The organism is Lelliottia sp. 7254-16, assembly GCF_002922995.1.
In the GTDB taxonomy this organism is placed as follows: domain Bacteria; phylum Pseudomonadota; class Gammaproteobacteria; order Enterobacterales; family Enterobacteriaceae; genus Enterobacter; species Enterobacter jeotgali.
Genome location: NZ_PQVS01000023.1, coordinates 24,439 through 47,948 on the forward strand (window position 1 = coordinate 24,439; position 23,510 = coordinate 47,948).

Below are 23,510 nucleotides of genomic sequence, written 5' to 3' on the forward strand. Positions count from 1 at the left end.
GGGGTTTGTATTTTTAGAGCCTTTCACAGCGCCACCCTTTCTCCGTCCATACCAGCTCATGCGTCAGCTTTAGCCCATCGAGGAAAGCCAGATCGTGTGAAACCACCAGCAACGCGCCGGGAAAATCGGCCAACGCCGCTTCAATCGCCCGCATAGAAGCCAAATCCAGATGGTTAGTCGGCTCATCCAGAAGCAGCAATTGCGCAGCCTCTTCCCGCCACAGTACACAGGCCAGCGCAGCTTTTAGACGCTCGCCGCCGCTCAGCTCGCCCAGCGGCAGGGAGACTTTATCCGCGCCCAGTTGAAGCTGCGCCAGACGGCTGCGCAGCACGCCCTCATCCAGCGGCGTGTCGTGCAGATTGAGATGCGTCATCACCGACTGAGTGAGATCGAGCTGCGACAAATGTTGATCGAGATACGCCGTTTTCACCGACACGCTGCATGAGCCGGAAACAGGTTCCAGTTCCCTCAGAATGACCTTTAGCAGCGTTGATTTCCCGCAGCCGTTCGGCCCGCGTAGCGCTACACGCATTGGCCCGTCGATGCGCCAGTTAACCGGTGGCATAGCCACGTACGGCAGGACCAAATCTTCCAGCACCACCGCCTGCTTGCCCTCGGCGATACGGCTACCCGGCAGAGTAAACATCACCGGACTGTCGTCCTCAACGCGTTCCCGCGCCTGGCTGACGGCAGCATTCAGGGCATCATTTTGCTCATGATGCTGCTTACGCCACGTCCCAGGCCGCTCTTTCGCCGCCATTTTATATTTGATGCGTTCAAATGAAGCGATATTGAGCGTATCAACCGTACGCAAGGTTTGCGCCGAGCGCCGCTGGCTGGCGTCATGTTCTTTATGCATTCGGGCACGGGTGCGTTTACGTTCGGTGGCCGCATGCTCCAGCGCCGCGCGCGCCGCCTGCTGTTCGGCATCCCTCTGGCGTTGGTAGTCGGCATAGTTGCCGCCATAAACACGCAGGCCTGCACCACTGAGTTCCAGAATGCGCGGCACCTGCGCCAGTAACTCACGATCGTGTGAAGCCACCATCACACCACCCACCCGGCACGTCAGCTGGTCGTAAAACCATTCACGACCCTCTCTGTCGAGGTGATTGGTTGGCTCATCCAGCAGCAAATAATCGGCATCGGCGGTAAAAGCTCCACATAGCAAGGCGCGCACGCGCTCTCCGCCACTCAGTTCAGAAGCGAGTTTATCGGGATCAAAATGAGGAAGATGTGCCGCGAGAAATGCCGAGGTTAATCGTTCTGCTAAGTCCCAGTAACCGTCGAGACGTTCGAGATCTTCCGGCTGGTAATCGCCGCTGTCGATGCGCTGACGGGCCGCAAAAATCTCAGCGTAGCCCAGCAGTTCAGCAAGCGTAGTATGGGCAGAAATATCATGCTGTTGAGCGACATACACATGCGATCCCAGACGCTCGATATGACCACTCGCCGGTGAATCCAGCGCGGCCAGCAGGCGTAAAAGACGTGTTTTGCCGCTGCCATTACGTCCAACCAGCGCACAGAGCGACGGCTCGAGCGAGAAATTCAGCGGACCAAAAAGGGTATCGCCCGTCGCAAACTGACAGGTGACCTGATGCAAAATAAAAGAAGGGGATTGCGCAAAATGAGCCATAAGCACTCCTGAATGAAATCAAAACATCCCCTGCCGACGCAAAAGCGTTTAGCAAGGATCGAAATTCATCAGTCGTGTTTGTTCATTTTCGGTAAGCGCTCCAGAGAGGAAAAATTAACGCGGTTAGGATAGCGGCATCAGCCTGGTGATTTCAAGGTGATTTTTTAAGCATAAAAAAACCCGCCGCAGCGGGTTTCATAACCGGTAGGCCCGTGCAAGCGTAGCGCCGCCGGGCAAAAGGGACGTTACTGCAGGAGCGAAATATCTGCAACGCGCAGGAACAGTTCACGCAGTTTTTCGAGCATAGAGAGGCGGTTAATGCGCAGCTCTTTATCCTCAACGTTAACCATTACTTTCTCGAAGAAGGCGTCGATCACTTCACGCAGTTCAGCCAGTTCGACCAGCGCTTCCTGATAGCGGCCTTCAGCAAAGAATGGCTCCAGCTTGTCGCGCAGTACCACAACTTGCATTGCCAGCGCGATCTCTTCCGGCTCTTTCAACGTCGCGGCGTTCACACGCTCGGTCAGCTTCTCGTCGGATTTCGCCAGGATATTGGAAACACGCTTGTTGGCCGCAGCCAGCGCGGACGCCGCTTCCAGAGTACGGAAGTGGGAAACCGCCTTCATGCGAGCATCAAAATCTGCCGGACGGGTCGGACGACGCGCCAGAACCGCCTGAATGGTGTCGACGGTGTAACCTTCGTCCTGATACCAGGCGCGGAAACGGCCAAGCATAAAGTCGATAACGTCATCTACCACTTTGGCGTTGGTCAGCTTGTCGCCGTACAGACGCACTGCTTCTTCGGTCAGCGTCTGCAGATCCAGATTCAGGTTCTTTTCAACGATGATACGCAGCACGCCCAGCGCCGCACGACGCAGTGCAAACGGATCTTTGTCGCCTTTCGGATGCTGACCGATACCGAAGATCCCCGCGAGGGTATCCATCTTATCGGCAATCGCCACAGCACAAGCCACCGGGTTAGACGGCAGATCGTCACCCGCAAAGCGCGGCTGATACTGCTCGTTCAGCGCAACGGCGACATCTTCCGCTTCGCCATCGTGACGCGCGTAGTGCATGCCCATTACGCCCTGGGTGTCGGTAAATTCGAACACCATGTTGGTCATCAGGTCGCATTTAGACAGCAGGCCTGCGCGGGTCGCGTGGTTTACGTCAGCGCCAATCTCGCGAGCGATCCAGCCGGACAGCTCTGCGATACGATCGGTTTTGTCACGCAGCGTGCCGAGCTGTTGCTGGAACAGGACGGTTTGCAGGCGTGGCAGGTGATCTTCAAGACGTTTTTTACGGTCGCTGTTAAAGAAGAACTCAGCATCCGCCAGACGTGGACGAACCACTTTCTCGTTACCGGAGATAATCTGCATCGGATCTTTTGATTCGATGTTCGCCACGAAGATAAAGTTCGGCAGCAGTTTGCCGTCCGCCGCGTAAACCGGGAAGTATTTCTGGTCACCTTTCATGGTGTAGACCAGCGCTTCCGCCGGGACGGCGAGGAATTTCTCTTCGAACTTCGCGGTCAGTACCACTGGCCATTCCACCAGCGAGGTCACTTCTTCCAGCAGGCTTTCGCTCAGATCGGCGTTGCCACCAATTTTGCGTGCTGCTTCTTCCGCGTCCGCTTTGATTTTGGCTTTACGCTGTTCGTAATCAGCGATGACTTTGCCGCGCTCCAGCAGGATCTGCGGATACTGATCGGCGTTGTCGATGGTGAATTCTGGCTCGCCCATGAAGCGATGGCCGCGAATCACGCGATCGGATTTGATGCCCAGAATGGTGGCCGGAACGACTTTATCGTCCAACAGCAGGGTCACGGTGTGAACCGGACGCACAAAGTGCACGTCGCTCGCACCCCAGCGCATCAGTTTTGGGATTGGCAGTTTGGCAAGTGAGGTGGCGATCATGTTTGGCAGCAGCGTTTCTGCACTTTCACCTTTCACATGAGCGCGATACAGCAGCCACTCACCTTTATCGGTGGTTAGACGCTCAGCCTGGTCAACGGTGATACCGCAGCCACGTGCCCAGCCTTCTGCGGCTTTGCTCGGTTTACCTTCGGCATCAAACGCCTGGGCAATGGCCGGGCCGCGTTTTTCAACTTCACGATCCGCCTGCGATGCCGCCAGGCCAGCGACTTTCAGCGCCAGACGACGCGGAGCCGCAAACCATTCGACGTTACCGTGTGCCAGGCCAGCGTTATCCAGCTCAGCCGTAAAGTTCGCAGCAAAGGATTCCGCCAGGCTGCGCAGGGCTTTTGGTGGCAGCTCTTCGGTGCCGATTTCCACCAGGAAAGTATTCTCAGACATGGCCGCCTCTTATTTATTTCGGTTGCACATCGGGAAGCCAAGGGCTTCACGGGACGCGTAGTAAGCTTCTGCAACGGCTTTGGTCAGCGTGCGGATACGCAGAATATAGCGCTGACGTTCAGTCACGGAGATTGCTTTACGGGCGTCGAGCAGGTTAAAGCTATGGGCGGCCTTCAGAATACGCTCGTAGGCTGGCAGCGGCAGCGGAGATTCCAGCGCCAGCAGCTGCTGCGCTTCTTTCTCGTACTGCTCAAAGCAGGTGAACAGGAAGTCTACATCCGCGTATTCGAAGTTATAGGTGGATTGCTCCACTTCGTTCTGATGGAACACGTCGCCGTAAGTGGTTTTACCCAGCGGGCCGTCGCTCCAGACCAGGTCGTAAACGCTGTCTACGCCCTGAATGTACATAGCCAAACGTTCCAGACCGTAGGTGATTTCACCGGTGATCGGCTTACACTCAAGACCGCCAACCTGCTGGAAGTAAGTGAACTGCGTCACTTCCATGCCGTTCAGCCACACTTCCCAGCCCAGACCCCAGGCACCCAGCGTTGGGTTTTCCCAGTTATCTTCCACGAAGCGGATGTCATGAATGGTCGGGTCCACGCCCAGCTCTTTCAGAGAACCGAGGTACAGCTCCTGAATATTATCCGGAGACGGCTTAATCACCACCTGGAACTGATAATAGTGCTGTAAGCGGTTCGGGTTTTCACCATAGCGCCCATCGGTCGGACGACGGGAGGGTTGCACATACGCGGTTGCCATAGGTTCAGGCCCCAGCGCACGCAGGCTAGTCATCGGGTGTGAAGTGCCGGCGCCAACTTCCATGTCCAAAGGTTGAACAATGGTGCAGCCCTGGCGAGCCCAGTAATCCTGTAACGTCAGGATCAGGCCCTGAAAGGTCTTGGTATCAAACTTTTGCATAGTATTTCGTGCTGGATACGTGTGGTTTAAATGGAAGGGATCAGTATACCCGCTGACTGCAAGATATACAGTACGAAACGGGTTTGTTTAGGGAAAATTGGGGAAATAAGGCTCTTAGCGCATGGAGAGATGCAAAAACTGCCCGTCTGCGTCAAAAGAGCAGGTAAAGCCCTCTTTACGCGCCGTATACCCACGCATCTCGTAGCTGCCCTGGAATTGCTCAAAGCCGGTCACGTCAATCTTCTGCGTGCCGGTGTTATAGCGATGAGCCGCCTGATCCTTGCACAGTTGCTCCATATTGAGCGAGCGTTCCGGGCTGACTTTGCTTTTCTGCGCTCGTTGTACCGGAGCGTCTTCCTGTGAACTGCACCCTGCAAGCAAAACGAGCAGAATCAGTGACGCAGCGCGCGTGATCATCATTTTTATTACCGCCGTGTTTTCTGGCTGTTATTTTTAGTATTAAAACTTTATAGATTATGGTCCGGCATTCTGCGAATCTCGCGACTTTCGTTCAAGCCCGCCTGGACAAACTCAGAATTATCCAGTGAGAGGCTAGCACACAATGACAGTCAGACCGTATTTGCCACCAGAACAGAGGAACTGATGCAGTCAAAAATTAGCTGGATTGATAATTTGCGAGGGATTGCGTGCTTGATGGTCGTGATGATTCACACCACAACCTGGTATATCACCAATGCGCACAGCATCAGCCCGATGAACTGGGATATTGCCAATATCCTCAACTCGGCATCACGCGTCAGCGTCCCGCTGTTTTTCATGATTTCCGGTTATCTTTTTTTCGGCGAGCGCAGCGCGCAGCCGCGCCACTTCCTGCGTATCGGTTTGTGCCTGCTGTTTTACAGCGCCGTAGCCCTGCTCTATATCTTCCTGTTTACCTCGATCAACGGTGAGCTGTCGCTGCGATATCTGCTGCAAAAACCTGTTTTCTATCACCTGTGGTTTTTCTTCGCCATCATTGTGATTTATCTGGTTTCCCCTCTGATTCAGGTAAAAAACGTCGGCGGAAAGATGCTGCTGGCGCTGATGGTGGTGATTGGTCTGCTCGCCAATCCCAATACCGTTTCGCAGAAAATTGGCGGCTTTGAGTGGCTGCCGATCAACCTCTATATCAATGGCGATACGTTTTACTACGTGATTTATGGAATGCTGGGCCGGGCGATCGGGATGCTGGATACGCGTAAATCCTGGCTGACGTGGCTATGCTGTGCGCTGTTTATCGCGGCGGTCGTTGTTATCTCTCGTGGGACATTGCATGAACTACAGTGGCGAGGGAATTTTGCCGATACCTGGTATGTCTACTGCGGCCCGATGGTCTTTATCTGCGCCATTTGTCTGCTGACGCTCGTCAAAAACACCCTTAATACGCGCCCACTTCCCGTTCTGGCGCTTATCTCTCGTCACTCGCTCGGTATTTACGGCTTTCACGCGCTGGTGATCCACGCTCTACGCACACGTGGATTCGAGCTAAAAAGCTGGCCGGTTCTGGATATGGTGTGGATTTTCACCGCGACATTGTTTATCAGCCTGCTGCTGTCGATGCTGCTACAGCGCGTGGACACGCGTCGATTTGTCAGCTGATCGCCCGCTGTTTTGCCCGGTGAAACTGGCGTGGGGATGAAAACCCGGCGGCGATAGACGCCTGCTCCACGCCGCGCCCCTGTAACAGCCACTGTTGGGCCATCGCCAGCCGCAGCTGTTCCAGATAGTCGCGCACGCTGATGCCCAGATGCTCCTGAAACAGGCGCGTTAAATGTCGGGGACTGACGTGCGCCAGGGCAGCAATGTCCGCCAGCTGCCAGCCTTTTTGCGGCTCAGCGGTGAGCGCATCCTGCGCGCGGTGGATGGCCGGATGCAGATGGTTGCGATAGCGCAGCCAGGGTGAAAGCTGCGGATCGTCACCCGAACGCCGAAACCACACAACCATTTCCCGCGCGACAGCCAGCGCCTTTTCCGGCCCACACAGGCGGTTCATCAGGTGCAGCGCAAGATCGATACCTGAGGTGATCCCGGCACTGGTCCAGATATTCCCGTCCTGCACAAAAATACGATTCTCTTTGATAACCGCCCCTGGCGCGGCGTCGCGAAGACGGACGATCACATCGTGATGGGTCGTGCACTGCTTCCCGGTGAGTAAACCTGATTTGGCCGCCAGCAGCGCACCGGAGCAGACGCACATCACGGTGATAGCCTGGCGATGGATGTCAGGCTGCATGCGCATCAGCCAGTGCTGTACGCATTGAGCCTGAGGCGTTGAGAATTGGTGACGAGAATCGCTCACGCCCGGTAATACCAGCAAACTGCCATCGGGCAGTGAGTCAGGTAAAGGCGCAATACCGCCCATCGTCAGGCCAATCGAGGTGGGGACTTCCGGCTGTGGGCCGATGTAGTGCAGGCGAAACGCGTCGCCCGCCAGCACAAAAGTTTCTGCCGGGCCAGACATATCCAGCGCCAGCACTCCCGGCAACATCACAAACCAGATGTCAATACTCATCAGAGTGACTCCAGCGTCTCCGCCACAGTTTTGATTTCAGCAAAACGCCCGGCCAGCACCGTTTCCGTGCGATGGCGCAGGTCGTCGGTATTGAGCGTCACGCCCTTCCAGGTCATCGGGAACGTCAGGGTGGCTTCGCTGACAAATGTTACCGTATAGCCCAAATCTGACGCGACTCGCGCGGTGGTTTCGCAGCACTGTTCCGTGCGCAGGCCACAAATAACAAGATGGTTAATATCACGCTCGCGTAGCCAGTGGTCAAGGCCCGTATCCGTAAAGGCATTATGCACATGCTTGTGGAATACGACGGCAGGCTGATGGCGCAAAAAGGACATCGGCGTTACAAAACCACTTTGCAGGGAGAATGGGCCCGTATCATCGACGTGGAAGATATCAACGACAGGGATATCGCGCGATTCACAGCCTTCAATCAGCCCAAGAATGGCCTGCTGAAACGCCTGAAATCCCTCTTCCTGCCAGTATTCGCGATGATGGAACGACTGCTGAGTATCGATGTTAATGAGTGCGGTGCGCGACATGGTGATGCTCCTCGCCAGTGGGTGTATCTCTATACTGACGAGGAGAGCGTTTCACGAGAAGGCCAAAAAAGGACATCCTCACGTCGCTTCGGGACAACCTATCTTTACGACATTAACGGCAGAAGCTGTTGATAGATTTTACGGAACACTTCGCGGCGTTCGGCGTAACGTGCATGGCGCACCGCGTCCGGTTTGTGTTCCTGTTCCAGCGTAAGCTGCGGTAGAAGCTGCGCCAGGGGTTTGTCAGGGTTGACGGCAATCTGCGCCAGACGCGCCGCGCCCAGAGCCGGCCCCACGTCGCCGCCGGTGCGGTAATCAAGCTGCAAACCGCTGATATCTGCCAGCATCTGCCGCCAGTAGCTGCTTCTCGCGCCTCCACCGATCAGGGTAATGCTGGTCGGTTTTAGCCCGCAGTCATGAACTACATCCATGCCATCTGCCAGTGCATAACCAACGCCTTCGAGCACCGCACGCGCCAGTTCGGCCGGGCCATGCTGATGCGTTAAGCCGAAGAAGACACCTTTCGCCTCTGGATTATTGTGCGGCGTGCGCTCACCTGAAAGATACGGCAAGAACCACACGGCACCCGCTTCTTCATTGGCCTGCTGTGCCGCCGAAATGAGCGCGGGAACATCTTTAAGCCCTGTCAGGTTTGCCGCCCAGTCCAGACACGACGCGGCGCTTAACATCACCGACATCAAATGCCATTTCCCCGGCAACGCGTGGCAGAAGCTGTGCACCGCGCTCTCCGGATTGCTGCGATAACCATCACTCACCGCAAAGTAGACGCCTGAGGTACCGAGCGACAGCATCGCCTGTCCTGCATCAACCATCCCAACGCCTACGGCACCCGCCGCGTTATCGCCCCCGCCCGCCACCACCGGCACGGCAGGCATATCCCAGCTATCCGCAATCGACGGATTGAGCACACCGGTGATTTCGCTGCCCTCGAAGAGCGCAGGCATGTGATCACGGGTCAACTGGCAGGCATCGAGCATCGCCTCGCTCCAGTCGCGTTTAGCAACATCAAGCCACATCGTTCCTGCCGCGTCCGACATGTCGCTGGCGAAATCACCGGTCATACGAAAACGCAGATAATCTTTTGGTAGCAAGACTTTCGCTACCTGCTTAAAAATGTCCGGCTCGTGGCGTTGCACCCACAGTAGCTTAGGCGCGGTAAAGCCTGGCATCATCAGGTTACCGGTGATTTGGCGTGACGTCGGCACCCGTTCTTCGAGGAGCGCACACTCTTCGGCGCAACGTCCGTCATTCCACAAAATCGCTGGGCGCAGTATGCGGTGTTCACTGTCCAGCAAGGTTGCACCGTGCATTTGTCCGGCAATCCCCAGCGCATTGACCTCACGCAAACTGTGCTGTTGGCCCAATGCTCTTATCACGCGATCTGTCGCCTGCCACCACGCTTCCGGGTCCTGCTCTGACCATAACGGGTGCGGGCGCGAGACGTGCAGCTTTTCAGTGTGCGAGGCCAGCACGTCGCCTTGCTCGTTTAACAGAATGGCTTTCACACCCGATGTGCCAAGATCAATCCCGATATACATAGTGGTGACTCCTTTAACAGAAACGCCCGGTGGCGCGAAGCTTACCGGGCCTACATTGACCGTAGATTGTAGGCCGGGCAAACAAAGCTCCGCCCGGCATTATCGATCACTTATCAAACAGGTAGTGATTCACCAGGTTTTCCAACAGCTCCTGGTGACCGCTCTGATGGCTCGGCGCCAGACTATGCTGTTCAGCGTACTTCGCTATCTCAGCAAGGGATAACTGGCCTTTCAAAATTTGCTGGCCAAGCTCACTGTTCCAGCCGGAATAGCGCTTCGCCACGCGTTTATCCAGCTCGCCGTCTTCAATCATGCGGGCCGCCACTTTCAGCGCCAGCGCCATAGTGTCCATCGCGCCAATATGGCCGTAGAACAGATCGTATTTATCGGTGCTCTGACGACGCACTTTGGCGTCAAAGTTCAGGCCGCCCGTCGTGAAGCCGCCTGCTTTGATGATTTCGTACATCACCAGCGCATTCTCTTCAACGCTGATTGGGAACTGGTCGGTATCCCATCCGAGCTGCGGGTCACCACGGTTTGCATCGACAGAACCGAAGATACCCAGGGCAATCGCAGAAGCAATTTCATGATGGAAAGAGTGCCCTGCCAGGGTCGCGTGGTTGGCCTCGATATTCACTTTGATCTCTTTTTCCAGACCAAATTGCTTGAGGAAACCGTACACCGTCGCGACGTCGTAATCGTACTGGTGTTTGGTGGGCTCCTGCGGTTTCGGTTCAATCAGCAAGGTACCGCGGAAACCGATTTTGTGTTTGTGATCGACCACCATCTGCATGAAGCGGCCAATCTGCTCACGTTCCTGACGCAGGTCAGTGTTGAGCAGCGTTTCGTAGCCTTCGCGACCGCCCCACAGGACGTAATTCTCACCACCCAGCTTATGCGTGGCATTCATTGCGGTCACGACCTGAGTAGCGGCCCAGCTGAACACTTCAGGGTCTGGGTTGGTTGCCGCACCCGCGCCGTAGCGAGGGTTGGTGAAGCAGTTTGCCGTGCCCCACAGCAGCTTCACGCCGCTTTGCTGCTGTTTTTCACCCAGATAATCCACCATCTGAGCAAAGTTATTCAGATACTCTTTAAGCGTCGCGCCTTCCGGAGAGACGTCAACATCGTGGAAGCAGTAATACGGAACGTTCAGTTTGTGGAAAAACTCGAATGCCACATCGGCTTTGCGTTTCGCCAGTTCTAGTGCTTCGCCAGGCTGCTGCCACGGACGGTCGAACGAGCCGACACCGAACATATCCGCGCCATTCCAGCAGAAGGTGTGCCAGTAGCAGGCGGCGAAACGCAAATGGTCTTCCATGCGCTTACCCAGCACCAGCTCGTCCGGGTTGTAGTGACGAAATGCTAACGGATTGGTGGATTTCGGGCCTTCATAGCGAACGCGGTCGAGTTGGTCGAAATAAGCTTGCATAGTGAACTCCATAATCAAGAGGTGCGTCGAGTATTCGATGATGGAGTAATAGTGAATACTCATTGCGTCTTGCTCAATTACGTTATTTCACACTGGTATTGAGAGAATGCACAAACGTGCGCTGGCTCGCAAAATTAATACGCAAGCAAACGAATTTTCGGCGCTTATTCCAGAATCATGTGTAATTAATAAGTTGCGCATTTTAAAATCAGATCGCGGTCATAAATTCGCAAATAAACCAAATATCATAATGAGAAGATAAAAATCTGTAATTGCTAGTTTCCCTTTCCCCGTTAAGAATTTGCTGCGTATCTGGCAGTAAAAGATTCTTTTGTCCAAGCCTTACCACCCTACAAAAAAGGTAAAATAATGATGACGATAAGAAACCTGTGCCTTACTCTCTGTGCTTCGCTACTGCTAACAAGCGTTGCGGGACATGCTAAAGAAGTCAAAATCGGAATGGCAATTGATGATTTGCGCCTGGAGCGCTGGCAAAAAGACCGCGATATTTTTGTGAATAAAGCAGAATCACTCGGCGCAAAAGTGTTTGTTCAATCAGCCAATGGCAATGAAGAAACGCAGATGTCGCAAATCGAAAATATGATTAACCGTGGCGTAGATGTCTTGGTCATTATTCCTTACAACGGTCAGGTGCTGAGTAATGTGATAAAAGAGGCAAAACAAGAGGGAATTAAAGTTTTAGCCTATGACCGTATGATTAATAACGCCGATATCGATTTTTATATTTCCTTCGACAATGAAAAAGTCGGTGAAATACAGGCACAGAGCCTCGTCGACAAAGTGCCCCAGGGGAATTATTTCCTGATGGGCGGTTCCCCGGTTGATAACAACGCCAAATTATTCCGTGAAGGACAGATGAAAGTGCTTAAGCCTTACATCGACGACGGCAAAATTAAAGTGGTTGGCGATCAATGGGCCGATGGCTGGCTGCCTGAAAACGCACTGAAGATTATGGAAAATGCGCTAACGGCAAACAATAACAAAATCGACGCCGTTGTCGCCTCAAACGATGCCACAGCTGGCGGTGCCATTCAGGCACTGAGTGCGCAGGGTCTGGCGGGGAAAGTGGCAATTTCTGGACAGGATGCCGACCTCGCGGGTGTGAAACGCATTATTGCCGGCACGCAGACCATGACGGTCTACAAACCGATCACTGAACTCGCCAATACCGCCGCTGAAATTGCCGTTGAATTGGGCAACGATCAGCAGCCTAAAGCGGATTCCTCATTAAATAACGGCCTGAAAGATGTCCCAGCCCGTCTGTTGACGCCAATTGAAGTCACCAAAGAAAACATTGACTCCACCGTTGTGAAAGACGGTTTCCACAAGAAGAGCGAACTGTAATCCCGCATCGCCCCTGCGTGCAGGGGCTCGTCGATTTGTCCGGGTATTCCTTCGGATTATGTGGAGCAGTTATGCCTTATTTACTTGAAATGAAAAGTATCACCAAAGCCTTTGGCGCGGTGAAAGCTGTCGACAACGTGAGCCTAAGATTAAACCCCGGCGAGATAGTCTCTCTTTGCGGCGAAAATGGCTCAGGTAAATCTACGCTGATGAAAGTGCTGTGCGGCATCTACCCTCACGGCAGTTACGACGGTGAAATCGTCTTTGCCGGGGAAACGCTGCAAGCCACGCATATTCGCGATACGGAGCGCAAAGGTATCGCCATCATTCACCAGGAGCTGGCGCTGGTGAAGCATCTCACCGTGCTGGAGAATATTTTTCTCGGCGCGGAGATCTCGAATTTCGGCGTGTTGGACTACGACACCATGACCCTGCGCTGTGAGAAGTTGCTCGCTCAGGTGAGTCTTAACATCTCACCGAACACGCGCGTCGGTGATTTGGGCTTAGGCCAGCAACAACTGGTCGAAATTGCCAAAGCGCTGAACAAACAGGTGCGGTTGCTAATCCTCGACGAACCCACTGCATCCCTGACGGAGCAAGAAACAGCGGTCTTGCTGGATATCATCCGCGACCTACAGCATCACGGTATCGCCTGCATTTATATTTCTCACAAACTCAACGAAGTGAAGGCGATTTCAGACACCATCTGCGTGATCCGCGACGGGCAGCATATTGGCACACGAGAAGCCGCCGGGATGAGTGAAGACGACATCATCACCATGATGGTGGGCCGCGAACTGACCGCGCTCTACCCGAGCGAACCGCACGCCACCGGGGACGAAATCCTCCGTGTCGAGAATCTAACCGCCTGGCATCCGGTTAACCGCCATATCAAACGCGTCAACAATATCTCCTTCTCGCTTAAACGCGGGGAAATCCTCGGTATTGCGGGCTTAGTCGGTGCAGGGCGAACCGAAGCCGTTCAGTGTCTGTTTGGCGTTTGGCCTGGGCGCTGGGAAGGCAACATCTCTATCGACGGGCGACCTGTGCAAATCCGCAGCTGTCAGCAGGCGATCGCGCAGGGTATTGCTATGGTCCCTGAAGACCGAAAAAAAGACGGAATTGTGCCGGTCATGGCGGTGGGTAAAAACATCACCCTGGCTGCACTCGACCAGTTTTCAGGTGCGCTGAGCAGCCTGGACGATGCTGCAGAACAACAGTGCATTCTCCAGTCTTTAGCGCGCCTGAAAGTCAAAACCTCCTCACCGGAGCTGGCTATCGGACGGCTGAGCGGCGGCAATCAGCAGAAGGCCATTCTGGCGCGCTGCCTGCTTCTCAATCCGCGCATTCTGATCCTGGATGAGCCAACGCGCGGGATCGACATCGGCGCAAAATATGAAATCTACAAACTCATAAACCAGCTGGTGCAGCAGGGTATCGCCGTCATTGTTATCTCATCTGAACTGCCCGAAGTACTCGGCCTGAGCGATCGCGTCCTGGTGATGCACGAAGGCAAACTGAAAGCTAATCTGAAAAACCAAAACCTGACCCAGGAACAGGTGATGGAAGCTGCCCTGAGGAGCGAACGCCATGTCGAAAAGTAACCCGTCTGAAATCAAAGCCCCTGCGTCTGTGCCAGGTCTGTTCTCGGGATTTAAAGCGTTAAACCTGCAGGTTTTCGTCATGATCGCCGCCATTATCGTCATCATGCTGTTCTTCACCTGGATGACCGACGGCTCCTATTTGAGCGCGCGTAACATCTCTAATCTTCTGCGCCAGACAGCTATCACCGGCATTCTGGCCGTCGGAATGGTGTTCGTGATTATTTCGGCGGAAATCGACCTGTCGGTCGGCTCGATGATGGGGTTACTCGGCGGTGTCGCTGCGATTTTCGACGTCTGGCTCGGCTGGCCGCTGCCATTGACTGTCGCGGTCACGCTGGTGCTCGGCCTGCTGCTCGGCACCTGGAACGGCTGGTGGGTGGCGTATCGCAAAGTGCCCTCGTTTATCGTCACCCTCGCGGGGATGCTCGCCTTTCGCGGCATCCTGATCGGCATCACCAATGGCACTACCGTTTCACCGACCAGCGCATCAATGTCGCAAATTGGTCAAAGCTATCTCTCTGATGGTGTCGGTTTTACCTTTGGCGCGATTGGCCTAATGGCGTTTATTGCCTGGCAATGGCGCGCCAGAATGCGCCGTGAGGCGCTGGGGCTGGCTGCAACTCCCTCTACGTCTATGGTTGGACGTCAGGCGCTGACCGCCGTTATTGTGCTAGGTGCGATTTGGCTGCTGAATGACTACCGTGGCGTACCAACGCCCGTGTTGCTTCTGACACTACTGCTGCTGGCAGGCATGTTTATGGCGACCCGCACCGCCTTTGGTCGGCGTATTTACGCCATCGGCGGCAACATCGAAGCCGCACGACTGTCGGGTATTAATGTAGAGCGCACCAAGCTTGCTGTTTTCGCGATAAATGGCCTGATGGTGGCGATCGCCGGGCTGATTTTGAGCTCGCGACTGGGCGCGGGTTCACCTTCCGCCGGGAATATTGCCGAGCTGGATGCTATCGCTGCGTGTGTCATCGGTGGAACCAGCCTCGCAGGCGGCATTGGCAGTGTTGCAGGGGCCGTGATGGGTGCATTTATTATGGCGTCGCTGGATAACGGAATGAGTATGATGGACGTACCGACCTTCTGGCAGTATATCGTTAAAGGCGCCATTTTATTGCTGGCAGTCTGGATGGACTCCGCGACCAAACGACGGGCATAAGCCCCGTTGTCACTGATTTGGGAAAGATAAGCCATGTTTGAGAAGCGTCACCGCATTACGTTGTTATTCAACGCCAACAAAGCCTATGACCGTCAGGTTGTCGAGGGCGTGGGTGAATATTTGCAGGCGTCGCAATCGGAGTGGGATATTTTCATTGAAGAAGACTTCCGCACCCGCATTGAAAACATCAAAGACTGGCTGGGCGATGGCGTTATCGCCGATTATGACGATCCAGTGATCGAGCAGTTGCTCACCGACGTCGACGTTCCAATTGTGGGTGTCGGCGGCTCGTACCACTCGCCAGAAAAATATCCTCCGGTCCATTATATCGCGACCGATAATCACGCCCTGGTCGAGAGCGCATTCTTGCATTTAAAAGAAAAAGGCGTTCACCGCTTTGCTTTTTACGGCCTTCCAGCCTCCAGCGGCAAAGGCTGGGCGATGGAGCGCGAATATGCTTTCAGCGAGATTGTCGCCCATGAGAAATACCGTGGCGTGGTCTATCAGGGGCTGGAAACTGCTCCTGAAAACTGGCAGCACGCGCAAAACCGGCTGGCTGACTGGCTGCAAACGCTGCCGCCACAAACGGGCATTATTGCCGTGACCGATGCCCGCGCACGCCACGTTTTGCAGGTTTGCGATCATTTGCACATTCCGGTTCCTGAAAAGCTGTGCGTCATTGGCATTGATAACGAAGAGCTGACGCGTTATCTGTCACGCGTAGCGCTGTCGTCGGTAGCACAGGGTACGCGGCAGATGGGATATCAGGCGGCAAAGTTACTCCATCGCCTGCTGGATAACGAAACCCTTCCTCTGCAACGCTTGCTCGTTCCCCCCGTTCGCGTGGTGGAACGCCGCTCGACGGACTATCGCTCACTGAACGACCCTGCGGTTATTCAGGCTATGCACTACATTCGCAATCACGCCTGTAAAGGCATTAAGGTCGATCAGGTACTGGATGCAGTGGGGATTTCGCGCTCGAATCTGGAAAAACGCTTTAAGGAAGAAGTCGGAGAAACAATCCACGCGGTTATTCATGCCGAGAAGCTGGAGAAAGCCCGCAGTTTGCTGATCTCAACGTCACTGTCGATCAATGAAATTTCGCAGATGTGCGGCTATCCGTCACTGCAGTATTTCTATTCTGTGTTTAAAAAAGATTATGACACTACGCCGAAAGAGTATCGGGAGCGGTACAGCGAAGTGCTGATATAGCATTGATGTGACAACGAAAAACGCCTTCCAGTGGAAGGCGTTTTTTTGGAGAGTGTTACATGTGGGCGGCAATTAAGCGCTGGTTATCCTGGTACATCGCAAACAGGTAGTTGTTGTAGCTCTGACCCTGCGTCGAATAACCTTTCAGCTTGTGAATCATGGTGCTCGCGGTCACTTCCTGGTCTGCTTTACGCAGTTGGGCGCGTGACTTACGGAACGAAGAATACGCCGGATGCGTGTTCAGGTTCACGACGTAGGCATTCACCGAATCTTTCACCGATTCAAACTGCGAATAGCCTTTCACTTTGCCAGGCACATTGTTACAACGGCCTTTGGCGCATTTCATGCCGAAGAGATTGTTGTTGTTACGCGCCAGTTTTGACGTGCCCCAACCACTCTCTGCAGCCGCCATTGTCGCGACCATGCTGCCCGGGATAATATCCACGCGCTCAAGCAGTGAGTTCCACGGCACGCGGCGGGTATTACCGTTCCAGCTCACTTTGTAGCGCGCCGCGATGTCTTTCAGACGTGCGCGTTCGCTTGGTGACCAGCGGCTTTCGTACTGTTTTGAAACCAGCCAGTTACGGTCTGCGGTAATCGCAGAATTTTGGCTTGTAATATAAGGCATTACCGTCCGGAGAAACGCTTTTTTCCTTGGTGTCCCGGAAGGGTATTTTCGCAAATCAGGAAGTGAACTGCTCTTTACACTATTGCGAGAATACTCTTGTTTACTGCTAACCTTAATCTTACTGCTACTGCTGGTCGTCTTTATGACGTGGGCTTTTTTACTCGTTGTATCCGTGTGCGTCTTCGCAAGCACCTCACCTGAAAATATCACGGTGAGCAACATGAGTATCGTAGCCCCAAATCGTCGTATGGGAGTCGATATCATTAGGTCTCCTGGTCGGATATAAACATTCCAACACCTTATTTTTTTCACAAAATTGAGAGCGGAATCTCAAATCATATCAAAAATAGTCTTCCAGAGCATCCAAAGAAATAGTCCAATTCCGAAACTATGTCACCTGAAACTTGCTCACTTAACCATCATTTCTGCAAATATGTGTGCGATATCGCAGATAACCGCCTAATTTTGCGCGAGATCACTCACCCTTTCGGCTCCTCCTGGCATAAAGCTCAGAGGGAGGAGTCCTCGCTATAATCCTGATGGCACACTGGTTAAAATTGCCGCGACAGGAAAATGGAATGAAACGCTCAGCTTTAGCCCTTTTGCTTTTACCCGCGATGGCAAATGCAGACTGGTCATCTCCTGGCTTCTCCGCGTTCAATGCCGAGGCGGCTGGGGTATTCACCAGCCACGCGAAGTTTGCGAAGGGTACTCGCCCGCTGACGTTGAGTTTTGACAACGTGTGCTGGCAGCCGACAAACCCGATTAAACTCAATGAGATGATGTCGCTAAAACCTTGTGAAGGAACGCCGCCACAGTGGCGTTTGTTCCGCGAGGGCGATTATCAGATGCGCATTGATACGCGCTCAGGCACGCCGACGCTCATGCTGACAGTGCAAAGCGCCGCAGAAAAACCTGTTGCGGATATCACTCGCCAGTGCCCGAGATGGGACGGAAAACCGCTCACTATCGAGGTTAAAGACACTTTCCCGGAAGGCTCCGTCGTCCGGGATTTCTACAGTCAGCAGACGGCCACGGTGCAACAAGGGAAAATCACCCTGCAACCCGCCGCGAACAGTAACGGTCTGCTGCTGCTTGAGCGTGCAGAAACCGACAAAGCCGCGCCATTCAGCTGGCAAAACGCCACCGTCTACTTTGTGCTGACGGACCGCTTCGTAAACGGCGATCCCTCAAACGATAACAGCTATGGCCGCCATAAAGACGGCATGCAGGAGATTGGCACCTTCCACGGCGGCGATCTCAAAGGGCTCGCCAGCAAGCTTGATTACCTGCAACAACTTGGCGTTAACGCGCTGTGGATAAGCTCACCGCTGGAGCAAATTCACGGTTGGGTTGGCGGCGGCACGAAAGGCGATTTCCCGCACTACGCCTATCACGGCTACTACACGCAGGACTGGACTAAACTCGACGCCAATATGGGCAACGAAGACGATCTGCGCCATCTGGTCGATGAGGCACACAAACGCGGCATACGCATTCTCTTTGACGTCGTGATGAACCACACTGGCTACGCTACGCTTGCTGATATGCAGGAGTTCCAGTTCGGCGCGCTGTATTTGCAGGGTGACGAGCTGAAAAAGACGCTGGGCGAACGCTGGACCGACTGGAAACCTGCCGCCGGGCAGAGCTGGCACAGCTTTAACGACTACATCAATTTCAGCGACAAAGCCGGGTGGGAAAAGTGGTGGGGCAAAAACTGGGTCCGCACCGATATTGGCGATTACGACAACCCCGGCTTCGACGATCTGACCATGTCACTGGCCTTTTTACCGGATCTCAAAACCGAATCCACCACGCCATCCGGTTTGCCCAATTTCTATCGCCATAAACCGGACACCCACGCCAAAGAAATCGCCGGATATACACCGCGTGATTATCTCACCCACTGGCTCAGCCAATGGGTACGCGACTACGGCATCGACGGTTTCCGCGTCGATACCGCCAAACACGTCGAGCTACCCGCCTGGCAAGCGCTGAAGGCGCAATCGACGCAGGCGCTCAAAGAGTGGAAACAGGCTAACCCGGATAAAACACTCGATGACACTCCGTTCTGGATGACGGGAGAATCCTGGGGGCATGGCGTGATGCAAAGCGAGTACTACCGCCACGGATTCGACGCGATGATCAACTTTGACTATCAGGAGCAGGCCGCCAAAGCGGTGGATTGCCTGGCCGATATGGATATGACCTGGCAGCAAATGGCAGAAAAATTACAGGGATTCAACGTCCTGAGCTATCTCTCCTCCCACGACACGCGCCTGTTCCGCGACGGTGGCCCGCGTGCGGCGGAACTCCTGTTGCTCTCCCCCGGTTCAGTGCAGATTTATTACGGCGATGAATCTGAACGCCCATTCGGCCCAACCGGCTCCGATCCGCTCCAGGGAACACGCTCGGATATGAACTGGCAGGATGTCGCAGGCAATCAGGCGGCGACCGTTAAGCACTGGCAAATTCTCGGACAGTTCCGGGCGCGCCATCCGGCCATTGGCGAAGGCACGCAAACCACGCTTTCCCTCAAGCAAGGCTACGGTTTCGTGCGCCAGCATCAGGGCGATAGCGTGATGGTGGTCTGGGCCGGAAATCGGTAATCTCCGCGTGGTCTCCGTCAATCCGACGAGGACCGCTTTTATCAGAATAATTCACCACACAAATACAAATCAGCGAAACAAAACCACGATCCAGCCCTCTTCCCTCGATTTGCACCCGCACGATGCTAGCGTTATGGTTACCCACTTTCATTATAAGAATGCCAGATCACCTGCTATGACTTTTTCACTTTTCGGCGACAAATTCACCCGCCATTCAGGCATCACCCGCCTGATGGAGGATCTCAACGATGGGCTGCGCACACCGGGCGCCATCATGCTCGGCGGGGGGAATCCGGCCCAAATCCCGGCCATGAACGACTACTTCCACAACCTGCTGGCGGAGATGCTGCAAAACGGCAAAGCCACTGATGCGCTGTGCAATTACGACGGCCCGCAGGGCAAAACCGAGCTGCTGGCACTGCTGGCCGATATGCTGCGCGATGAACTGGGTTGGGATATCGAGCCACAGAATATTGCACTGACAAACGGCAGCCAGAGCGCATTTTTCTACTTGTTTAACCTGTTTGCAGGGCGCAGCGCCGATGGCACCACCAAAAAGGTGCTGTTCCCGCTGACACCAGAATACATCGGTTACGCTGACTCCGGGCTGGAAGAGGACCTGTTTGTCTCGGCGCGGCCAAACATTGAGTTGCTGCCAGAAGGCCAGTTCAAATATCACGTCGATTTTGAACATCTGCACGTCGGCGAAGAGACCGGCATGATTTGCGTCTCGCGGCCAACCAACCCGACGGGTAACGTCATCACCGACGAAGAGCTGCTGAAATTAGACGCCCTGGCCAATCAACACGGTATTCCGCTGGTTATCGATAACGCCTACGGCGTGCCGTTCCCCGGCATTATCTTTAGCGAAGCCCGCCCGCTGTGGAACCCAAATATCGTCCTGTGCATGAGCCTCTCGAAGCTCGGCCTGCCGGGCAGCCGCTGCGGCATTATTATCGCCAACGAAAAAATCATCAGTGCCATCACCAATATGAACGGCATAATCAGCCTTGCGCCTGGCGGAATCGGCCCAGCGATGATGAGCGAAATGATTAAGCGCAACGATCTGCTGCGCCTGTCGAATGAGGTGATAAAGCCGTTTTACTTTCAGCGTGTGCAAGAAACGATCGCCACCATTCGCCGCTATTTACCCGAAGATCGCTGCCTGATTCATAAACCTGAAGGGGCGATTTTCCTGTGGCTGTGGTTTAAAGACTTGCCGATCACTACCGAGCTGCTCTATCAGCGCCTGAAAAAACGCGGCGTGCTGATGGTGCCGGGAGATTACTTCTTCCCAGGGCTGGATAAGCCGTGGCCGCATACGCATCAGTGCATGCGCATGAACTATGTGCCGGAGCCAGAGAAAATCGAAGCCGGAGTGAAAATTTTGGCCGAAGAGATTGAACTGGCATGGAGTGAAGGCAGCCGCTAACGGCTCACCGGCAGGGTAACGAAAAAGGCCAGATTTTGACATCTGGCCTTTTTTTTCAGAACTTAGCCGCGAACGGTAAAGCCCAGCTCCTGGGAAATCGCCTCTGCTGTTTCACGCAACGGTTTCAGCAGGTTCTTTTCGCCCACCTGCTTCATGCGCGACGTCGACAGGGAAATGGAGATGGCATACGGCACGCGCCCGTGAATATCAAATACCGGCACCGCGATGCAAGACACGCCCAGCTCGTTCTCTTCTTTGTCCATCGCCATGCTGCGGGTACGGATCTCCGCCAGCTCGTCATACATGGCACTCAGCTCAGTAATCGTGTTGCGGGTCAGGGGCTGAATCTGCTCCTGATGACTCTGCCAGTAGCTCGCCACGTAATCCTGATGGCCAAACGCCATGTAAATCTTACCCATCGCAGAACAGTAGAGCGGCATGTGCTGGCCGATATAAGCGCGTGTGCGCAGCATGCCGGTTGTCGGTTCCAGCTTGTAGATCAGGATCGCGTGGTCATCTTCCCGGCTGGAGAAATTCACCGTCTCACCCGTCACGATATTCAGATTTTCAAGATGTGGCGCCGCCACGTGGATGATGTTCAGCGACGACAGGGCTTTTTGCCCAACGGCGATAAATTTAGTGGTCAGGCGATAACTGCCCGCCGCTGGCGCGGGAGTGACGTACCCGCACGACTGCAAACCCTGCAACAACCGATGCACGGTGCTTTTATTGAGTCCGGCAAGTTCCGATAAATGCGCCAGCGGACACCCATTCGGATAGTTACTCAGAATTTCAATCAGCATCAGGCCGCGAAACAAACTCTGGCTGCCTGCTGGCCTCTCTTTTTCTGGCGTCATTTCGCTCTCTTTCATGCTCATCAAATGGCTCTCCGTTAATCGCGTCCTGATGGTAGCGCAAAGTGTGGTTCAGTTCACGATCTCAGCATAAAAAACACAATCCATTGATTTTACTCGTTTTTGAAAAACATGAATGTCGTTGATCTAACAAATTTTGATCGCTATATTTGAAATCAGATTTCGCAATGTGGAATTTAGAGATAAAAAAGCACTCACAAGCGCCCCTCACACGAACAGGAGAACAGGGATGAAAGTGACCTTTGACGAGTTGAAAGCAGCCTTCAATCGGGTACTGCTCAACCGTGGCATTAAGGCCGACACCGCCGATGCCTGCGCAGAGATGTTTGCGCGGACCACCGAATCCGGCGTCTATTCACACGGCGTGAACCGTTTCCCACGTTTCATTCAGCAGCTAGATAACGGGGATATCATCCCCGACGCGCAGCCGAAGCGCACCACCACGCTGGGTGCCATTGAGCAGTGGGACGCCCAGCGCTCCATCGGCAACCTGACCGCCAAAAAGATGATGGATCGCGCCACCGAGCTGGCCTCGGATCACGGGATTGGGTTAGTGGCGCTGCGCAACGCCAACCACTGGATGCGCGGCGGGAGCTACGGCTGGCAGGCCGCCGAGAAAGGCTATATCGGAATTTGCTGGACCAACTCCATCGCCGTGATGCCACCGTGGGGCGCAAAGGAGTGCCGCATCGGCACCAACCCGCTGATCGTCGCCATTCCTTCCACACCTATCACAATGGTGGATATGTCGATGTCGATGTTCTCTTACGGCATGCTCGAAGTGAACCGCCTCGCCGGGCGCGAATTGCCGGTCGATGGCGGGTTTGACGATGAAGGCAATCTGACCAAAGAGCCGGGCGTTATCGAGAAAAACCGCCGCATTTTACCGATGGGCTACTGGAAAGGTTCCGGCCTGTCTATCGTGCTCGACATGATTGCCACTCTCCTTTCCAACGGATCGTCCGTGGCGGAAGTCACTCAGGACAACAGCGACGAGTACGGTGTGTCGCAGATCTTTATTGCCATCGAAGTGGACAAGCTGATCGACGGCCCAACCCGAGATGCCAAGTTGCAGCGCATCATGGATTTCATCACCACTGCCGAACGTTCAGACGAGGATGTCGCCGTGCGCCTGCCGGGGCATGAATTCACCCGCTTGCTGGAAGAGAACCGTCGCAATGGCATCACCATTGATGACAGCGTGTGGGCGAAGATCCAGTCGCTGTAAGGAGTGACGTATGATATTCGGACATATTTCGCAGCCAAACCCGTGCCGTTTGCCGCAGGCGATTGAACGGGCGCTCGAATTTCTACGTACCACTGATTTCACGGCGCTGGAACCCGGAGTGGTGGAGATCGACGGGCGTAATATCTTCGCGCAGATCCTCGATCTCACCACCAAAGAGCACCACGAAAACCGCCCGGAAGTACATCGCCGCTATCTGGATATTCAATTTCTGGCGTGGGGTGAAGAGAAAATAGGTTTTGCGATCGACACTGGAAATAATGAAATAAGTGAATCATTACTGGAACAAAGAGACATTGTTTTTTATCACCAGATGGAAAACGAATCGTTTATTGAAATGATCCCGGGCATTTACGCCATTTTTTTCCCGCAGGATGTGCATCGCCCGCAATGTCATCAGCACAAGGAATCGGCCATTCGGAAAATTGTCGTTAAAGTGGCTGTCAGCGAATTGATTTAATTA

The 23,510-nt window shown here is 54.3% G+C and carries 19 protein-coding genes; 9 read left to right on the forward strand and 10 right to left on the reverse strand.

The features are described 5' to 3' along the window. Positions 1 to 13 precede the first annotated feature (13 nt). From C3708_RS22120 to C3708_RS22135, 4 genes are all read right to left on the reverse strand, one after another. Positions 14 to 1,633 (reverse strand): ABC-F family ATP-binding cassette domain-containing protein, encoded by a 1,620-nt coding sequence (locus tag C3708_RS22120; protein WP_103950302.1) that lies wholly within the window; start codon positions 1,631 to 1,633, stop codon positions 14 to 16. A gap of 245 nt (positions 1,634 to 1,878) precedes the next feature. Next, entirely contained in the window at positions 1,879 to 3,948 is a 2,070-nt protein-coding gene (gene glyS / locus C3708_RS22125) for a glycine--tRNA ligase subunit beta (RefSeq protein WP_103950303.1), read from the reverse strand. A 9-nt stretch (positions 3,949 to 3,957) separates the two neighbouring features. Next, entirely contained in the window at positions 3,958 to 4,869 is a 912-nt protein-coding gene (gene glyQ, locus C3708_RS22130) for a glycine--tRNA ligase subunit alpha (RefSeq protein WP_095280253.1), read from the reverse strand. 114 nt (positions 4,870 to 4,983) lie between these two features. Continuing rightward, positions 4,984 to 5,289 (reverse strand): YsaB family lipoprotein, encoded by a 306-nt coding sequence (locus tag C3708_RS22135; protein ID WP_095280252.1) that lies wholly within the window; start codon positions 5,287 to 5,289, stop codon positions 4,984 to 4,986. A gap of 183 nt (positions 5,290 to 5,472) precedes the next feature. On the opposite strand from C3708_RS22135, the gene C3708_RS22140 reads away from it, so the two are divergent. Beyond that, on the forward strand, positions 5,473 to 6,468 hold the full coding sequence (locus tag C3708_RS22140; RefSeq protein WP_103947745.1) for an acyltransferase: 996 nt from the start codon (positions 5,473 to 5,475) through the stop codon (positions 6,466 to 6,468). On the opposite strand, the gene C3708_RS22145 is transcribed toward C3708_RS22140, so the two are convergent. From C3708_RS22145 to xylA, 4 genes are all read right to left on the reverse strand, one after another. Further along, positions 6,461 to 7,381 (reverse strand): GlxA family transcriptional regulator, encoded by a 921-nt coding sequence (locus C3708_RS22145; protein WP_103950304.1) that lies wholly within the window; start codon positions 7,379 to 7,381, stop codon positions 6,461 to 6,463. The genes C3708_RS22140 and C3708_RS22145 overlap by 8 nt on opposite strands. Then, positions 7,381 to 7,920, reverse strand: a complete 540-nt coding sequence (locus C3708_RS22150) for an isochorismatase family protein (protein ID WP_103950305.1) — start codon at positions 7,918 to 7,920, stop codon at positions 7,381 to 7,383. Before C3708_RS22150 ends, C3708_RS22145 begins: the two co-directional genes overlap by 1 nt. 104 nt (positions 7,921 to 8,024) lie before the next feature. Further along, a complete protein-coding gene (gene xylB, locus C3708_RS22155) occupies positions 8,025 to 9,479 on the reverse strand; it encodes a xylulokinase (RefSeq protein ID WP_095280248.1) in 1,455 nt (484 codons plus the stop codon). A 106-nt stretch (positions 9,480 to 9,585) separates the two neighbouring features. Then, the gene (gene xylA / locus C3708_RS22160) at positions 9,586 to 10,908 is read right to left on the reverse strand and encodes a xylose isomerase (RefSeq protein WP_095280247.1); all 1,323 of its coding nucleotides are present in this window, start codon (positions 10,906 to 10,908) and stop codon (positions 9,586 to 9,588) included. A 372-nt stretch (positions 10,909 to 11,280) separates the two neighbouring features. Between xylA and xylF the strand changes: the two genes are divergently transcribed. From xylF to xylR, 4 genes are all read left to right on the forward strand, one after another. After that, positions 11,281 to 12,273, forward strand: coding sequence for a D-xylose ABC transporter substrate-binding protein (gene xylF / locus C3708_RS22170; protein ID WP_095284144.1), 993 nt, complete (start codon positions 11,281 to 11,283; stop codon positions 12,271 to 12,273). Positions 12,274 to 12,344: 71 nt separating this feature from the next. Next, a complete protein-coding gene (locus C3708_RS22175) occupies positions 12,345 to 13,877 on the forward strand; it encodes a xylose ABC transporter ATP-binding protein (RefSeq protein ID WP_095280246.1) in 1,533 nt (510 codons plus the stop codon). Next, positions 13,864 to 15,045: a xylose ABC transporter permease XylH gene (gene xylH / locus C3708_RS22180; protein ID WP_103950306.1), complete on the forward strand. Its 1,182-nt coding sequence runs from the start codon at positions 13,864 to 13,866 to the stop codon at positions 15,043 to 15,045. Before C3708_RS22175 ends, xylH begins: the two co-directional genes overlap by 14 nt. 33 nt (positions 15,046 to 15,078) lie before the next feature. Further along, on the forward strand, positions 15,079 to 16,257 hold the full coding sequence (gene xylR / locus C3708_RS22185) for a D-xylose utilization transcriptional activator XylR (RefSeq protein WP_095280244.1): 1,179 nt from the start codon (positions 15,079 to 15,081) through the stop codon (positions 16,255 to 16,257). Between the two features lie 55 nt (positions 16,258 to 16,312). Here the strand turns inward: xylR and C3708_RS22190 are convergent, their stop codons facing one another. Further along, the gene (locus C3708_RS22190) at positions 16,313 to 17,149 is read right to left on the reverse strand and encodes a protein bax (protein WP_103950307.1); all 837 of its coding nucleotides are present in this window, start codon (positions 17,147 to 17,149) and stop codon (positions 16,313 to 16,315) included. A 314-nt stretch (positions 17,150 to 17,463) separates the two neighbouring features. On the opposite strand from C3708_RS22190, the gene C3708_RS22195 reads away from it, so the two are divergent. Both C3708_RS22195 and avtA read left to right on the forward strand, forming a co-directional pair. Further along, positions 17,464 to 19,494: an alpha-amylase gene (locus tag C3708_RS22195; protein WP_103950308.1), complete on the forward strand. Its 2,031-nt coding sequence runs from the start codon at positions 17,464 to 17,466 to the stop codon at positions 19,492 to 19,494. 175 nt (positions 19,495 to 19,669) lie between these two features. Continuing rightward, positions 19,670 to 20,926, forward strand: a complete 1,257-nt coding sequence (avtA, locus tag C3708_RS22200) for a valine--pyruvate transaminase (protein WP_370446909.1) — start codon at positions 19,670 to 19,672, stop codon at positions 20,924 to 20,926. A gap of 62 nt (positions 20,927 to 20,988) precedes the next feature. Here avtA and yiaJ read toward each other — a convergent pair whose 3' ends face one another. Further along, a complete protein-coding gene (yiaJ, locus tag C3708_RS22205) occupies positions 20,989 to 21,804 on the reverse strand; it encodes an IclR family transcriptional regulator YiaJ (protein ID WP_103947739.1) in 816 nt (271 codons plus the stop codon). 226 nt (positions 21,805 to 22,030) lie between these two features. Between yiaJ and yiaK the strand changes: the two genes are divergently transcribed. Both yiaK and C3708_RS22215 read left to right on the forward strand, forming a co-directional pair. Further along, positions 22,031 to 23,029 (forward strand): 3-dehydro-L-gulonate 2-dehydrogenase, encoded by a 999-nt coding sequence (gene yiaK, locus C3708_RS22210; protein WP_095280239.1) that lies wholly within the window; start codon positions 22,031 to 22,033, stop codon positions 23,027 to 23,029. Between the two features lie 10 nt (positions 23,030 to 23,039). Next, positions 23,040 to 23,507: a YhcH/YjgK/YiaL family protein gene (locus tag C3708_RS22215; RefSeq protein ID WP_103950310.1), complete on the forward strand. Its 468-nt coding sequence runs from the start codon at positions 23,040 to 23,042 to the stop codon at positions 23,505 to 23,507. The last annotated feature ends 3 nt before the right edge of the window (positions 23,508 to 23,510 follow it).

Bases quoted from the DNA above. Each gene is read 5' to 3' on its own strand.
- C3708_RS22120 (WP_103950302.1), bottom strand. From the start codon at position 1,633: ATGGCTCATTTTGCGCAATCCCCTTCTTTTATTTTGCATCAGGTCACC.
- glyS (WP_103950303.1), bottom strand. From the start codon at position 3,948: ATGTCTGAGAATACTTTCCTGGTGGAAATCGGCACCGAAGAGCTGCCA.
- glyQ (WP_095280253.1), bottom strand. From the start codon at position 4,869: ATGCAAAAGTTTGATACCAAGACCTTTCAGGGCCTGATCCTGACGTTA.
- C3708_RS22135 (WP_095280252.1), bottom strand. From the start codon at position 5,289: ATGATGATCACGCGCGCTGCGTCACTGATTCTGCTCGTTTTGCTTGCA.
- C3708_RS22140 (WP_103947745.1), top strand. From the start codon at position 5,473: ATGCAGTCAAAAATTAGCTGGATTGATAATTTGCGAGGGATTGCGTGC.
- C3708_RS22145 (WP_103950304.1), bottom strand. From the start codon at position 7,381: ATGAGTATTGACATCTGGTTTGTGATGTTGCCGGGAGTGCTGGCGCTG.
- C3708_RS22150 (WP_103950305.1), bottom strand. From the start codon at position 7,920: ATGTCGCGCACCGCACTCATTAACATCGATACTCAGCAGTCGTTCCAT.
- xylB (WP_095280248.1), bottom strand. From the start codon at position 9,479: ATGTATATCGGGATTGATCTTGGCACATCGGGTGTGAAAGCCATTCTG.
- xylA (WP_095280247.1), bottom strand. From the start codon at position 10,908: ATGCAAGCTTATTTCGACCAACTCGACCGCGTTCGCTATGAAGGCCCG.
- xylF (WP_095284144.1), top strand. From the start codon at position 11,281: ATGACGATAAGAAACCTGTGCCTTACTCTCTGTGCTTCGCTACTGCTA.
- C3708_RS22175 (WP_095280246.1), top strand. From the start codon at position 12,345: ATGCCTTATTTACTTGAAATGAAAAGTATCACCAAAGCCTTTGGCGCG.
- xylH (WP_103950306.1), top strand. From the start codon at position 13,864: ATGTCGAAAAGTAACCCGTCTGAAATCAAAGCCCCTGCGTCTGTGCCA.
- xylR (WP_095280244.1), top strand. From the start codon at position 15,079: ATGTTTGAGAAGCGTCACCGCATTACGTTGTTATTCAACGCCAACAAA.
- C3708_RS22190 (WP_103950307.1), bottom strand. From the start codon at position 17,149: ATGATATCGACTCCCATACGACGATTTGGGGCTACGATACTCATGTTG.
- C3708_RS22195 (WP_103950308.1), top strand. From the start codon at position 17,464: ATGAAACGCTCAGCTTTAGCCCTTTTGCTTTTACCCGCGATGGCAAAT.
- avtA (WP_370446909.1), top strand. From the start codon at position 19,670: ATGACTTTTTCACTTTTCGGCGACAAATTCACCCGCCATTCAGGCATC.
- yiaJ (WP_103947739.1), bottom strand. From the start codon at position 21,804: ATGAGCATGAAAGAGAGCGAAATGACGCCAGAAAAAGAGAGGCCAGCA.
- yiaK (WP_095280239.1), top strand. From the start codon at position 22,031: ATGAAAGTGACCTTTGACGAGTTGAAAGCAGCCTTCAATCGGGTACTG.
- C3708_RS22215 (WP_103950310.1), top strand. From the start codon at position 23,040: ATGATATTCGGACATATTTCGCAGCCAAACCCGTGCCGTTTGCCGCAG.